Genomic DNA, 13,832 nt, shown 5'->3' with positions numbered 1-13,832 from the left:
TCCAGGCCGGCCGCCGCGCGGATGCGCTCCCACGGCCGCTGCAGGTTGACGAAGTGCCCGCTCCCCCACTCGCCGGGCAGGACGTATTCGGCGTTGGAGCCCTGAGGGCAGATGCCGTCGATCACCTTCAGGGCGGGCGCGCCGATGTGGACGATCTTATAGCCCGTCTTGCTGTCGGGCAGCCGCAGGCACCGGTGGTGCCGGTCGACGTAGGATGGCTTCAGCGTGAGGATTTCGGTCTTGCGGCACCCGGTGAGCACCAGGAGCCGGATGGCGGCGATCGCCGAGCGCGGCATCACCCCGAGGGCTTCCGCCGCCGCCAACGCCTCGCCGAGGCGGGCGATCTCGGCCGGGGACAAGAAGCGCTCCAGCTTCTTCTCGGGGAAGCGCCGGACGCGGAAGGCTGGATTGTCGGCCCGAAGGCCGCGCGCGACCGCGAAGCCCAAGGCGGCCGACAGCGTCTGCACCGTTGAGTTGGCGGCGCCCTTCCCGCCCCGGACGCGCGAAAGGCCCTTCTTCTTTCCGGTCCTCGCCGTCGTCCGCGTCTTGCCGGCGGCCACCGCGGCCAGCAGGTGATCGATGTCCTGGCGCACGACCAGGCTGGCGCGCTTGGTCCCCAGGAGCGGCTTGATGTGGTTTTCGATGTCGGACCGCGCGGCGGTCACGGAGCTTTCCTTGCGGGTGGCGAGGCCCTCGGCCAGGTAGAGGTCGCAGAGCTGGGCGATCGTGAGTTCGCGGCGTGACGCCACCTTGATGTCGAGCGGGTCCTCGCCGCCGGCGATCTGGCCCACCAGGACACGGGCGCGGTCGCGCGCGGTCTCAACCGTCCAGGGCGAGCCGTGTGCGCCGATCTGATAGCGCCGGGTGCGGCCGCCGAACCGGTACTGCAGGATATAGCCGCGGTGGCCGCCGGGCCGGATCCGGACCCCGAAGCCGGAGACGTCGGCGTCCCAGATCTTCACCTCCCGGGGTCCCGGCTCAGCCCCTTCGACGATCTTGCGGGTCAGTCTGACGCGGCGCTCCGACATGCCTCAACTCGACTCTACGCGGCGCCCCAATTCTGCGGCCCCGGACGAGGCTGGGCAGCACATGGGCAGCACTTTGACGAAAATTACAGCGTATAGCGTCGCACAGTCGGCGAAGTAAGTCAATGATTTTGCTAAGTAAATCGTAGAATAGCGTAGAATCGGAAAAGGCTTGGACGCGCTTGGTAAGGCTGAGGTCCAGGGTTCGAATCCCTGTCGTGGCACCATGGTTCCCTCAACGAAATCAAAGCGTTGAGGGAACCACCAATCCTCGCCGGAAATCTCTGGAAATGGCCTGGGAATCGCATGGGTCGGCTCGCGACCGCGAGTCTGGCGAGTTTTGGCAGCCCACTTTCTGGCGCCGCGCCTGATATTTCGGATCGATGAGGCCATCGGCCGGAGAAGGCGATCACCTGGGCCTTGAGGCTTCGATGATTGCGCCGACCGCCGGGCCCTCCCCTCCAGCCGGTCCGGAGAAGGCCCACGAGCCATTGTCGGAGCACGGCTAGGCAGCGCTCCTTGATCTCACCGGCTGGGCGGAGGCGGACGTCCGCGCGGGAGCCGCAGCGGACGGCCGGCTCAGTACCTCATGCGCAGGCCGACCGTGTAGTAGCGGCCGATCGGATCGTCGCCCGTGACGTACTGCGACCCGAAGCCCGGGATGCCGGTGAACGTGGTCGAAGGCGAGATACGCGGAGCCTGATCGAACAGGTTGTTGACGACCAGGAACGCCTGCAGGTCGTGACCGGCGTTCTTGAACCGGTAGGTGACGTTGAGGTCGTGGTACCAGATCGCCGGCAGGTCGGGACCAGCGTAGATCTGCAACGGATTGCCGCTGCGAGCCTGGCTGCTCAGATAGCGCGCCTGCCAGTTGACCGAGACCGGTCCGAGTTCATAGCCGATGGTGCTGGTGACCCGGTCGGCCGAGAGGCCCGCCACGCCTGCTGCGTTGGTGAGCTGCGACGTTGGATAGGAGCGGGTCTTGAGCACCGGCTGGTGGGAGTAGAGCAACCGCAGATCGACGTGGCCGGGCAGCGTCTGGCTGATGTCGGTCAGGTTGACGTCATAATGGGCCTCGACATCGAACCCGTGCGTGTAGGTCTGGGCGATGTTCTGGTTGAGGTTGTAGACCAGCGTCGGGAAGTTGGCCGCGGTGTGGTCGCTGAACGGCAGCGGCCGTACGATGGTCGCGCAGAGGGGCGAGGCGCCGCCGGAGGCTTCGCATTCCTGGAGGATGGCGGTGTTGGCGCCGTTGATCGCCCCGATCGCGTTGGCGATCAGGATATTGTAGTAGTCGAACGACACCGAGAACCTCGGGAGCCAGGCCGGTGTGTAGACCACGCCGGCGGTCGAGGTCCGTGCAACCTCGGGCACCAGGTTAGGGTTGCCGCCGCCCTGCACCTTGATGACGCCGTTCACGCCAGTGTGCGGATCGTTGACGTTCAAGATCGAGATCGTCGTGCCGGAATAAAGATCCGCTAGCGTCGGAGCGCGGATGTCGCGCGACTCCGAGAACCGGAACCGGACGTCCGGAATCGGCTCGTAGTTGAGGCCGATCTTCCAAGTCGTGGCTGGACCGCTGGAACTGTAGTCGGTGTAGCGCACCGCGCCATTCACCTCGAGCTTGTCGACGAGAGGCAGGTCATGCAGCAGCGGGAAGATGGTCTCGCCGCCCACTTCCCAGACGTTGTTGGAGCCCTGTTGCGCGGCCTGAGTGGCATAGGACCACACGCTGGTGGGCGCCGCCCCCAGCCGAATGCCGGTGGTGACGGGCGTGCTGAGAGGGCTGGCGTTGGTGGTCTCCACCAGGCTCTGCGAGCGGAACTCGTAGTTCAAGGCCACCGAGACCGGACCGGCCCAGTTCTGGAATGCGACCCCCGAGATCGTCGCGGCGAAGTCATCGATCTTGTTCAGCGCCTGCCACTGGGTATTGCCGTAGATGAAGGCCTTGGCGGCGGCGCTCGCCGTGTTGGTTCCGAGGAGGTTGATCGGCGCGCATCCCGGATAGAGCCCGGGATTGGTGATCGACACGCGGCAGACGATGTTTCCGCTCGGATCGCGCACCGCGTCCAGCGCAGCGTAGAGGTTGGGATAGTTGATGTTGTTGTCCTGCGCCGACCGGACCCTGGCCTCGCCGTGGGTGTAGTAGACGTCCCAGACGTAGTCCTTGAGGACCGTGCCGGTCAGGCCGGTGGTGACGTTGAAGGTGCTGGTCGTCTGGTTGAGCGTGCTGTCCAGGGCGAGGTCGCGGCTGAGCCGAGACACGGTGAAGCTCGCGACGTTCGCAGCCGTCAGCTGCGCCTGGGCGCTCGCCGGCAGGTAGGGGTTGCCGCTGTAGATGGTGAAGGGTGACGGCGGGGCGTTGGCGCTGCGCTCGTTCGCGGTCCGCTCCTCCGTCCCATTGACCTGGACATAGCCTTTGACGTTGTCGCTGAAGTCATACTCGAACCGACCGAACCCCTGGTCGGTCCGAAGCGGCGCGGTGAGCGACAAGCCGTTGTAGTAGGCGCCGTCGCCGCCGACCGCGATGCCGTTGGTCTTGGTCGGCGTGCCCGGGTTGAAGGGCGCGAGCGTGCTCGTGCCGACGAATTGCTGGCCCTTGAAGGGGCCACTGGTCACCAGCCCGCCATAGGCGGCCGTGGACAGCCGGGCGTTCTGCGTGAGCACGAACGGATTGGCCGCGGTCCCCGCGCCCGTGTAGACCGGCACCGCCGCGCCATAGCCGCGGTCTTCGTGCAGCTTGATGCCCGCGTTCTGGTAGTGCTCGTAGCTCCAGATGAAATGGCCGCGGTCGAACACGTCGCCGCCGCCGGCGATCCCCAGCTTGGTCGACGGCGCGTCGTTGTGGTCGGATATGCCGGTCTGGGCCTCGGCCTTCAGGCCGGTGAACTTGTGGTCGAGGACGAAGTTGACAACGCCGGTCACGGCGTCCGAGCCGTAGACGGCCGAGGCGCCGCCGGTGACGACATCCACCCGCTGGGTCAGCATCTCCGGCAGGGTGTTGGTGTCGACCTGGCCGTTCAGGGTGGTCGGCGGCACACGCCGGCCGTCCATCAGGATCAAGGTGCGGACGGGCCCTAGGGAGCGGAGGCTGAGGAAGTTGCCGACGTAGACGCTGGGCGGCCCGCCGCCGGTCCCATTGCTGGACCCGGCGTTGATCGCCGACCCCGCGAACTGGGGCAACTTGTTCAAGGCGTCAGGGATGGTGGAGGGCGTCGTGGCCTCCAGCTGAGCCGCTGTGGCCACGGTCACCGGCGTCGGCGCGGTGAAGCCGTCCCGGATATGCGTGCCGGTGACCACGACCTCCTCGAGCTGCTGCGGAGCAGCGGCCGCGGGGACCTGCTGGGCCAGCGCCGGCGAGGCCAGCGCCAAGAGACTCGCGCTCCCACATAGCGCTGCAGACAACTTGGTGATCATGCTCCCCCCAGGGTCTATTGATGTCCGCGCCCCCGCTTGGATGGCGGGTTGTTCGCGTGACTGCGTTTCGCACTACAGCAGACCCGTAGACGTTAGCTTCAGCTCGGCTTCAGCAAAATCTATTTGGTAACTTAGCCATAATTGTCGAATTGTTTCGGTTCTAGTCTTAATGTGGCGAATTTGTATTTAGTAAGAACAATAGCGCGCGATGAGAGCTTTCGGAAGCGGTCTTGCGTGCAGCCGATGATCTGAGCCCTTTAGGGCTCTTTTCCGCCCAGCCGAACGGCCGCGGCCTCCAGGCGTTGAAGCATGGCGATCAGGGTGGCCACCTCGTCGGCGCTGAAGCCGGCCAGGATCGCGTCCTCGAGCGCGAGGGCCTTTGGGGCGACCTGATCGTATAGCGCCTGTCCCTGCGCGGTCAGGGCCAGGAGGTGCGAGCGCTTGTCATGCGGATTGGGGGAGCGGCGCATGAGGCCGCGGGCGACCAGCGCGATCGCGGCGCGGCTCACGGTGACCTTGTCCATGCGTGTCGCCGCCCCAAGGTCGAACTGGGTGCCGCCGCCCTTTTCGGCGAGCACGGCGATCAGCCGCCACTCCGGGATGTTCAGGCCGAAAAGCGCCCGGTAGGCCCCGGCGATCACGTCGCTGACCGTATTTGTAGCGATGGAGAGCCGGTACGGCACGAACGCAGCGAGCCGAAGCGCCCGAGGCTTTTGCATGGTCCCGCGCCAATTTCGAATCCTGCGCGATCAGGTCACGAGCCGGCAGCCCGCGTCCAGCGTGGCGCGCCTCACAGAAGGTTTCATTTGACACTAGTTTTCACGCCCAACTAGTATCATTGGATACCACTTGCGCGGAGCCGCGACATGAGTGTCGACCCCAAGAACCCCCTCGGCCTCGACGGCTTCGCGTTCGCCGAGTTCACCTCGCCCGATCCCGACGCGATGGGGGCCCAGTTCGAGCAGCTCGGTTTCGTGCCTGCGGCGCGACGCCCCGACGGCGGCGCCACCGTCTTTCGGCAGGGCCGCATAAAGCTTCTGCTGAGCATGGACACCGAGCAGGCGGCTGAGTTCCGCGGCCTGCATGGGCCCTCGGCGAACGGCATGGGCTTCAACGTCGCCGACGCCGGGCAGGCGCACGCGGCGGCCCTCGCCGGAGGGGCAACCGCGATGGACACCAGCCGAAGCGCCCTGCCCGGCGCCCGGGCGATCGAGGGGATCGGCGGATCGCTGCTCTACCTCATCGACAGCGATCCCTTCGCCGCCTGGGACCAGGTCCCCGGCTGGCGGGAGGCGTCCGCGCAGAACAACGTCGGCCTCGACCTGCTGGACCACCTGACCCACAACGTGCGCCGCGGCGAAATGCGCACCTGGTCGGAGTTCTACAGCAAGCTGTTCGGCTTCGAGGAGCAGAAGTACTTCGACATTAAGGGCCAGGCGACGGGCCTGTTCAGCCAGGCGATGATCGCGCCCGACCGGGCGATTCGCATCCCGCTGAACGAGAGCCAGGACGACAAAAGCCAGATCGAGGAGTTCCTCCGCGAGTACAACGGCGAGGGCATCCAGCACCTGGCGCTGACCACCGACGACATCCATCAGACGGTGGAAAAGCTCCGCGCCTGCGGCGTGCGGCTGCAGGACACCATCGAGACCTATTACGAGCTGGTCGACAAACGTGTCCCCGGCCACGGCGAGGACCTGGCGCGGCTGAAGCGCAACCGCATCCTCATCGACGGGTCGGTGGAGGACGAGGGGATCCTGCTGCAGATCTTCACCGAGAACCTGTTCGGACCGATCTTCTTCGAGATCATCCAGCGCAAGGGCAACGAAGGCTTTGGAAATGGTAACTTCCAGGCCCTGTTTGAATCGATCGAGCTCGACCAGATCCGCCGCGGGGTGATCAAGGTCGACGCCTGATCAGCGCACAAGAGGAGGATCGAGTGACCGTCCATGAAACCATCGGGGCGGCCGCGTCCGGACAGGCGCTGCGCGCCCCACTGACGGGGTTCGGCAACTATTTCGAGACCGAGGCCGTGGCCGGCGCCCTGCCGATCGGCCGCAACTCGCCCCAGAAGACGCCCTTCGGCCTCTACACAGAGCAGTTCTCCGGGACGGCCTTCACCGCGCCGCGGTCCGAGAACCACCGCTCCTGGCTCTATCGGCTGCGGCCGACGGCGATGCACGCGCCCTTCGCGCCCTTCGCCGGGGCGCCCCTGCTCCGCTCAGGCCCCTTCGACGAGGTTCCACCGACGCCCAACCGCCTGCGATGGGACCCGCCGCCGTTCCCCGACGGAGCGGTCGACTTCGTCGACGGCCTGATCACCTACGGCGGCAACGGCGACGTGGCGACCGACGCCGGCGTCGGCATCCACCTCTATGCCGCCACGCGGTCGATGACCGATCGCGTGTTCTTCTCCGCCGATGGCGAGTTGCTGATCGTTCCGCAGGAGGGGCGGCTGGAGCTTCGGACGGAACTCGGGGTGATCCCGCTCGGGCCCCAGCAGATTGCAGTCGTCCCGCGCGGCCTGCGGTTCTCGGTCATACTGCTGGACGAGGCGGCCCGCGGCTACGTGCTGGAGAACTACGGCGCGGCGTTCCGCCTGCCGGAGCTGGGGCCGATCGGCTCCAACGGCCTGGCCAACCCACGCGACTTCGAGACCCCGCAGGCCTGGTTCGAGGATCGCGACACCCCCACGGAGGTCGTCGAGAAATTCCAGGGGCGCCTCTGGACCACGACGCTCGACCACTCCCCGCTGGACGTGGTGGCCTGGCACGGCAACGTCGCGCCCTACGCCTACGACCTGCGGCGGTTCAACGTCATCAACACGGTGAGCTTCGACCACCCGGATCCGTCGATCTTCACGGTGCTCACCTCACCTTCGGAAATCCCGGGAATCGCCAACTGCGACTTCGTGATCTTCCCGCCGCGCTGGATGGTGGCGGAGGACACCTTCCGACCGCCATGGTTCCACCGCAACGTCATGAGCGAATTCATGGGCCTGGTCCACGGAGCCTATGACGCCAAGGCCGGCGGCTTCACGCCGGGCGGCGCTTCGCTGCACAACCGCATGAGCGGTCACGGACCGGATCTCGAGAGCTACCAGAAAGCCATCGCGGCGACGCTCTCCCCCCATCGGATCGCCGATACCATGGCCTTCATGTTCGAGACCCGCTGGGTGATCCGCCCGACCCGCTGGGCGACCGAAACGCCGCTCGCCCAGCTTGACTACGATGAGGTCTGGCAGGGCTTCGACAAGGCGCAGCCTCCGCGATGACCGACAGGCTCGACGAAACCCACGACCCCTCGCGCTCCAGCTGGGTCGAGGGGGCGGACGGTCACGCCGATTTCCCGGTCCAGAACCTGCCGTACGGGATGTTCTCCCCACAGGAAGGCGACCGCCGCGCCGGCGTTGCGATCGGCGAGCGGATCCTGGACTTGAGGGCGGTGGCGGCGACGGGTCTGCTGCCCCCCGCCGGCGCCGAGGTGCTCGGTGATGCGACGCTCAACCGGCTCATGGCGCTTCTCGCCGCGGAGCGAACCGACCTTCGTCGACGGCTTTCGGCCCTGTTGTCGGAGCCGGCGCACCGCGAGGACCTGGAGCCCCTGCTCCATTCAGCCCGCGACTGCGTCCTGCACCTGCCCGCGGCGATCGGCGACTACACGGACTTCTACGTCGGTATCCATCACGCCAACAATGTCGGCCGCCAGTTCCGGCCCGACAATCCGCTGCTGCCGAACTACAAGCACGTGCCGATCGGCTATCATGGCCGCGCCTCGTCGGTGCGGCCCTCCGGCGTTCCGGTGGTGCGTCCAAACGGCCAGACCAAGGCGGCGGACGCGCAAGCGCCCAGCTTCGGCCCGTCCCGCCGGCTCGACTACGAACTGGAGCTGGGCATCTGGGTCGGCGCCGGCAACAGCTTGGGCGAATCCATTCCGATCGCCCGCGCGGAGGAGCACATCGCGGGCTTCTGCCTGCTCAACGACTGGTCCGCGCGGGATGTGCAGGCGTGGGAATACCAGCCGCTCGGACCCTTCCTGGCCAAGAACTTCCAGACCACGGTTTCGCCCTGGGTGATCACGCCCGAGGCGCTGGCGCCCTTCCGCATTCCGCAGCCGCGGCGGCCGCCCGGCGATCCCAGACCGCTCGACTACCTCTGGAATGCGGCCGACCAGGCGCGCGGCGCCTACGCCATTCAGCTGGAGGTCGGCCTGCTGAGCGCCCGGATGCGCGAGGGCGGGCTGCCGCCGCACCGCCTCAGCCGGGGGCCGGCCAGCAACATGTACTGGACCGTGGCGCAAATCCTGACGCACCACGCTTCCAACGGCTGCAACCTGAGCTCAGGCGACCTTCTCGGCACCGGCACGATCTCCGCTCCCGATCCGACCGGTTTCGGCAGCCTGCTCGAGATCACCCGCGGCGGGGCAGAGCCGGTGAGCCTGCCAAATGGCGAGACGCGGGCCTTCCTGGAAGATGGCGATGAGGTGATCCTGTCGGCCGCGGCGCACGCGCAGGGCCGCGTTTCCATCGGCTTCGGCGCGTGCCGCGCTCAGATCCTGCCGGTGCGATGAGCACGTCCGATCTTGGCGCGAGCGGCGCCGACCGCCTCACGGCCACGCCGCCCGGCGTGGCCTTGTGCCCCCTGGAGACCCTGGCCGACCCGGGCGCGCGGAACTTCGTCCTGCAGATCGGGCAGGCACGCTTCCACGGCTTTGTGGTGCGCAAGGGCGGAGCCGTCCACGGCTATGTGGACCGCTGCCCGCACATGGGCCTGCCGCTCGCCCAGACGCTTGACGATTACCTGACGCCGTCGGGCGAGCTGATCGCCTGCAGCTGGCACGGCGCGCTGTTCCGGCCCGATGACGGCCGATGCGTGGGCGGGCCCTGCGCCGGCGACAGCCTGCTGGCCTGGCCGGTCGAGGTGAGCGAGGGCGTGATCAGGACGGCCTAGGACCGCCGGACTGATCAGGCGACGGCTCCGCCGTTCCCGTGAGGCTCGCCTTGGCGCTGGCCGCACCCGCCAGGGCGGCGGCGGTTTCGCGCGGGTCGCCGCGGGGCATCAGCTCCGGTGTCGGCCCCGGCAGGGCGTAGACCGTGAAGAGATATTGATGCACGCCCGTGCCTACGGGCGGACAGGGCCCGAAATAGGTGACGCCGCCGCCGCTGCCGGGCACGGCGTGCGCGCCCTCCGGCAGGGCGCCCCCGCTCGGCAGGGAATGGACGTTGGCTGGCAGGTCGACGACGACCCAGTGGGCCCAGCCCGTAGGCGGCCGCGCCGTGAGGTCGATCATGGTCAGCGCGAAGCTCTTCGTGCCGGCCGGCTCACCGCTCCAGGAGAACGCCGGCGCGACATTGCCGCCGCCGCAGCGCGGCGAGATCTGCGCCTTGGCGATCGCGCCGCCGTCCTTGAGATCGAGGCTCTTCAAGTCCATCGCCGCGGCCTGGCCGCCGACCAGCACGGCCAACAGGGCGCCTGTAAGTCTCTTCATGGCTGATCTCCTGGTCTGAATCGGCGCGCCGGGATGGCGCGGGTCCTAAGCCTGGTCAGGCTCCGCAATGACGGTGTTTTCGATGTGCCCGAGGCCGTCGACCTCGACCCTGACGGTCTGTCCGACCGACAGCCACTGCGGCGGATCCATGTACTGGCCGACGCCCGAGGGCGTGCCCGTGGTGAGGATGTCCCCGGGCTCGAGGGTGAAAACCGTCGACAGCTCCTCGATCATCTCGCCGAAGGCGTAGATCAGCTCGGCGGTGCTGCCGTCCTGGCGCAGGGCGCCGTCCACCCAGGTGCGGAGGCGCAGGTTGTGCGGATCGGCGATCTCGTCGGCCGTGGTCAGCCAGGGTCCGATGGGTCCATGGGTGTCGAAGGACTTGCCCAGGGTCGCGGTCGGCGCCCGTTGCTGCCAGTCGCGCACACTGACGTCGTTGCAGACCATGAAGCCGGCGATGACGCCGGCGGCGTCGGACTTGCGAGCGTGACGGACGCGCCTGCCGATCACCACCGCCACTTCGCCCTCATAGTCGAGCTGGGCGGAAACCCGCGGCATGTGGATGGGGTCATAGGGCCCGTTGACCGCCGTGACCTGCTTGTTGAACCAGTTCTGATGCGCTGGAACAGTCCGGCCGCGTCTGACGACCTCCGCGGCGTGCGAACGGTAGGCCAGGCCGAGCCCCAGGAACTTCCTGGGTGCGGCGATCGGCGCCTGCAGCCGCACCTCGGCAAGGGGATGGCGCCGGGCGCGAAGCGCCGCCGCGGAGAGGGCGTCCCGCGCTTCCTCTCCGCCTTCGAGCAGGGTGCGCAGATCGCCTGGCAACCGCGGATCGGCGGCGCTGAGGTCGGCGATCTCCGCCCCTTCGACGAGCCCGATGCCGGCCGCGCCCCGGCGGGTGAAGGCAGCGAGCTTCACCGCGGCGCGCCGGGCCCGTGGCCGCCGTCCGCAACAAGCCCGACCTGCTCGATGCCGTAGATGGCGCAGGCTTCGTCGTTGTCGGGATGGTCGCCGCTGCCGCCCACGGCCCCGATGATGTCGCCCTCCGCGTCGCGGATCAGCACGCCACCGCCCACCGGGATCACCCGGCCCTGCGACGTGGCGGCGATCGCCGCGTAGAAGGCCGGCGCCTCGACGGCGCGGCGCGCCAGGTCCCGGCCGCCATGGCCCATGCCGAGCGTGCCCCAGGCCTTGCCCTGGGCGATCTCCGGCCGGAGGATGCCGGATCGATCCTGCCGCTTGAACGCCACCAGGTGGCCGCCGGCGTCGAGGACGGCGATCGTCATCGGCCTGAACTTCAGCTCGACGGCGCGGGCGAGGCCGGCGTCGACGATTTTCGAAGCCTGCTCGAGAGTGAGGAGGGTCATGGGCGCTCCTGGGGCTTGGTCTGAAGGGGGGGGCCGGTCTGAAGGGGGGGCTTGGTCTGAAGGGGTTGCGGGTCGCTCAGCGGCAGACGCACGGCGAACAGCCGCTCGTAGACATGCTCGGCGAAGCGCCAGCGGCCGTCCGGGCCCTTGGCGCAGACACCGGAGACATTGCCGACACGCAGTTGGACCTCCGTTTCGGAGACCGCGGGATCGAAGGCGTAGTTCGAGAGCACCACCCGGATATCCGCTGCGTCGTCGGCTAGGGGGGCCACGCGCAGGTTGGACCAGAGGTGCCGCGTGGTCCGCCGGGGATCGCGCAGGCGGTCCCGGTAGAAGGCCTCGACCGCGGCCGGTCCGTGCATCGCGGTGTCGCCGGGCTTGAAGAGGCCGTCGGCAGTGAACTGCTCCGCGACCTCCTGGGGACGGCGGCGATCGACCGCCTCGCTGAAGTTCAGGAGCAACAAGTTGACCCCGTTGGTCTCGAAGCCAGGATCGGTCGATCCGGCTATGGGGCTGACGTCGGCAGTGTCGCTGGACATGGAGCCTCCGTGACGATCTCAGGCGTTCGTACGCGCGGCGTGCTGCCCGACGCCGAAGACGGCCAGAGCCGCACCCGCGGACATCACCCCGACAATCAGGAACAGCCGCGTCGTCGGCATGCCGGTTCCGATCAGCATGCCGCCGACCACGGGGCCGACGATCGCGCCGACGCGGCCGACGCCAATCGCCCAGCCCACACCGGTCGCCCGCAGGCCGGTGTCGTAGAAGCTGGCGCAGTAGGCGACGGTGCACATCTGCGCCCCGACGCTGAAAACGCCTGTCAGGAACGCCGTAGTCAGGAGCCAGGCGCTGGATTGGCCGGCGGACCCGATCAGGACGATCGCGACCGCCCCCAGTGCGAAACCAAAGCTGATGAAGGCCGTGGGGTCTCCGCGGCGGTCGGCAAGGCGGCCGATCAGCAGGCAGCCGACGATCGCGCCGAGGTTCACCGCCGCCACGGCCAGCACCGCGCTCGACATGCCGATGCCGGACTGTCGGGCGATGATCGGGATCCAATTGATCAGGAAGTAGGTCAGCAACAGGCTGAGGAAGAGCGTCGTCCACAGCAGCAGGGTGCCGACCGCCCGCCCCTCGGCGAACAGCGCCGCCACCGGCGACCGGCCCGGCTGCGACGGCGCCGTTGAGAGGTCGCCATCCCAGGCCGCCGCCCATTTCATCCGTTGGAGGATGGCCGACACCCCCACGCGGTCGTGCTTCATGGCGAGGAAGCGGATGGACTCCGGTACGAGCGCGAGGATGGCCGGGAGCAGCAGCAGCGGAATGGCGGCGCCGATATAGAAGATGCTGGGCCAGCCGAACGCCGGGATCAGGCGGGCCGCGGCTATGCCGCCAACCACCGCGCCGAGCGGGAAGCCGCAGAACATCAGCGACACCAAGGTCGATCGGAGCCGGGTCGGGGCGTATTCCGAAGTGATGGAGATGAGGATGGGCAAGGCGCCGCCCAGGCCGAGGCCGGTTACCAGCCTTACCGCGATGAGGGACCCGACCGACGCCGTCAGCGGGGTCGCCAGGGTGACGACCGCAAACAGGAACATCGCGGCGATGAGCGCCGGTTTGCGGCCGACGCGGTCGGCCGCCAGCCCGAACAGGAAGGCGCCGATCAGGCTGCCCAGCAGCCCCGCGCCGAACACGACGCCGAACGTCGAGGCCTTCAGCCCCCAGGCCGAGACGATCACCGGCGCGACGAGCGCGATCGACTGGGTGTCGAAGCCATCGACCATCGCGACGAGGGCGCAGAGCGCAACGATGACCACCTGCCGCCTTCCCAGCGGACTGGTGTCGATGATGGTCTCGAGATCGAGTGTTCCGGGTTTCATCCGCCGCCCCTCCCCAGGGCTGGTCAGGCCTAGCGGGGGACGTAGCTGAGCGAACCGTCGGCGTTGCGGCGCCAGTGCTTGAAGTAGTCCCACTCCAGCTGCGCCTGCCGCGGATCGCCGCCGTGGGTCAGGTCGCGCACCCAGACGAAGCTGAACAGATTCTGCGGCCTGGGGTCCGCGCTGCTGTACTGGTAGATCTTGAACCGGCCCTGCGGGTAGCGCGCATCGACCGCGTCCGACACCGGCCTCCCGCCCGGGACCAGGACGTCGTAGGCTGCCGCCGTGGGGCTGTCGAAGGGCTTGCTCGAGTCGACCGCGGTGATGTGGTTGTACGCCTTCACCTCGTTGATGGCGCCGCGCAAGATGCCCTGTGACGGGATCTCGCCGTCCACCGAGCCGCCGCGGTCGGCGTCGCCGTAGAGCAGCAGCATCGGCGTGCGCGCGTCGGACTTCGCCTTGACCTGAGCGATCCGCGCCACGACGTCCTTGGGCATCGGGCCGATCCCGCTGTTCGGCGAGACCGCGGCGAACAGCTCCGGATGCGTCAGACCCATCATGTAGGTCAGGCCGCTGCCGAACGAGAAGCCCTGCATGTAGACCCGGCTCGGATCGGCGCCGTAGTCCGCCTCGACGGCGGCGACCACCTTGAGGATGTACTG

At 68.1% G+C, this 13,832-nt stretch carries 13 protein-coding genes; 4 read left to right on the top strand and 9 right to left on the bottom strand.

The features are described from left to right. From JWP28_RS06485 to JWP28_RS06475, 3 genes are all read right to left on the bottom strand, one after another. Positions 1-1,028 (bottom strand): integrase arm-type DNA-binding domain-containing protein (locus JWP28_RS06485; protein WP_299541280.1); only part of this gene is annotated, 1,028 nt, incomplete at its 3' end. Between the two features lie 576 nt (positions 1,029-1,604). Beyond that, the gene (locus tag JWP28_RS06480) at positions 1,605-4,442 is read right to left on the bottom strand and encodes a TonB-dependent receptor (RefSeq protein WP_299541278.1); all 2,838 of its coding nucleotides are present in this window, start codon (positions 4,440-4,442) and stop codon (positions 1,605-1,607) included. A gap of 257 nt (positions 4,443-4,699) precedes the next feature. Further along, entirely contained in the window at positions 4,700-5,161 is a 462-nt protein-coding gene (locus JWP28_RS06475; RefSeq protein WP_299541276.1) for a MarR family winged helix-turn-helix transcriptional regulator, read from the bottom strand. 147 nt (positions 5,162-5,308) lie between these two features. On the opposite strand from JWP28_RS06475, the gene hppD reads away from it, so the two are divergent. The 4 genes from hppD to JWP28_RS06455 all read left to right on the top strand — a co-directional run bounded on the left by hppD (position 5,309) and on the right by JWP28_RS06455 (position 9,391). Then, positions 5,309-6,358 (top strand): 4-hydroxyphenylpyruvate dioxygenase, encoded by a 1,050-nt coding sequence (gene hppD, locus JWP28_RS06470; protein WP_299541274.1) that lies wholly within the window; start codon positions 5,309-5,311, stop codon positions 6,356-6,358. A gap of 68 nt (positions 6,359-6,426) precedes the next feature. After that, the gene (gene hmgA, locus JWP28_RS06465) at positions 6,427-7,716 is read left to right on the top strand and encodes a homogentisate 1,2-dioxygenase (protein WP_299541282.1); all 1,290 of its coding nucleotides are present in this window, start codon (positions 6,427-6,429) and stop codon (positions 7,714-7,716) included. Continuing rightward, positions 7,713-9,011, top strand: a complete 1,299-nt coding sequence (fahA, locus tag JWP28_RS06460) for a fumarylacetoacetase (protein WP_299541271.1) — start codon at positions 7,713-7,715, stop codon at positions 9,009-9,011. The genes hmgA and fahA overlap by 4 nt, the downstream gene beginning before the upstream one ends. After that, on the top strand, positions 9,008-9,391 hold the full coding sequence (locus JWP28_RS06455; protein ID WP_299541269.1) for a Rieske (2Fe-2S) protein: 384 nt from the start codon (positions 9,008-9,010) through the stop codon (positions 9,389-9,391). Before fahA ends, JWP28_RS06455 begins: the two co-directional genes overlap by 4 nt. Here JWP28_RS06455 and JWP28_RS06450 read toward each other — a convergent pair. The 6 genes from JWP28_RS06450 to JWP28_RS06425 all read right to left on the bottom strand — a co-directional run. Beyond that, positions 9,378-9,929 (bottom strand): YbhB/YbcL family Raf kinase inhibitor-like protein, encoded by a 552-nt coding sequence (locus JWP28_RS06450; RefSeq protein WP_299541268.1) that lies wholly within the window; start codon positions 9,927-9,929, stop codon positions 9,378-9,380. The two genes, JWP28_RS06455 and JWP28_RS06450, sit on opposite strands and share 14 nt — an antisense overlap. 45 nt (positions 9,930-9,974) lie before the next feature. Beyond that, the gene (locus JWP28_RS06445) at positions 9,975-10,847 is read right to left on the bottom strand and encodes a fumarylacetoacetate hydrolase family protein (RefSeq protein ID WP_299541266.1); all 873 of its coding nucleotides are present in this window, start codon (positions 10,845-10,847) and stop codon (positions 9,975-9,977) included. Beyond that, positions 10,844-11,296 carry a heme-binding protein gene (locus tag JWP28_RS06440; protein WP_299541264.1) on the bottom strand — a complete coding sequence of 151 codons (453 nt, stop codon included), beginning with the start codon at positions 11,294-11,296 and terminating at the stop codon, positions 10,844-10,846. The genes JWP28_RS06445 and JWP28_RS06440 overlap by 4 nt, the downstream gene beginning before the upstream one ends. Continuing rightward, on the bottom strand, positions 11,293-11,835 hold the full coding sequence (locus JWP28_RS06435) for a nuclear transport factor 2 family protein (RefSeq protein ID WP_299541262.1): 543 nt from the start codon (positions 11,833-11,835) through the stop codon (positions 11,293-11,295). Before JWP28_RS06435 ends, JWP28_RS06440 begins: the two co-directional genes overlap by 4 nt. 18 nt (positions 11,836-11,853) lie before the next feature. Further along, on the bottom strand, positions 11,854-13,173 hold the full coding sequence (locus tag JWP28_RS06430) for an MFS transporter (protein WP_299541260.1): 1,320 nt from the start codon (positions 13,171-13,173) through the stop codon (positions 11,854-11,856). A gap of 29 nt (positions 13,174-13,202) precedes the next feature. After that, the coding region (locus JWP28_RS06425; RefSeq protein WP_299541258.1) for a PHB depolymerase family esterase at positions 13,203-13,832 on the bottom strand (630 nt) is incomplete at its 5' end.

The organism is Phenylobacterium sp. (genome assembly GCF_028290885.1).
Lineage (GTDB): Bacteria > Pseudomonadota > Alphaproteobacteria > Caulobacterales > Caulobacteraceae > Phenylobacterium.
This window is presented reverse-complemented; position numbering and strand designations above follow the sequence as displayed.